Genomic DNA, 255 nt, shown 5'->3' with positions numbered 1-255 from the left:
CAGGTCGCGGATCTGAATCAAACCGGTTTCGGAGGACAGCGGAACAGCGCCGGCACGGGTCATCTTCATGCCGTTGTACTCGGAAGGGTTGTGGCTGGCGGTGAATACCACCCCTGCAGCGTTCAGGCTGCCTGAGGCAAAGTACAGTTCGTCGGTGGAGATCAGCCCGAGCAGCTTGACATTGGCGCCGCGCCCGGCAGCTCCCTCGGCAAAGGCTTGGCAGAAGTCAGGGGAGGAGGGGCGCATGTCGCCGCC

1 pseudogene is annotated in these 255 nt (G+C 63.5%); it reads right to left on the bottom strand.

The annotated features are described in order from the left end of the window. A pseudogene (gene manB, locus JMA46_RS17695) lies at positions 1-255 on the bottom strand (phosphomannomutase/phosphoglucomutase); the annotation flags it as partial.

This window comes from Arthrobacter sp. E3 (genome assembly GCF_017353415.1).
Classification (GTDB): Bacteria; Actinomycetota; Actinomycetes; order Actinomycetales; family Micrococcaceae; genus Specibacter.
This window is presented reverse-complemented; position numbering and strand designations above follow the sequence as displayed.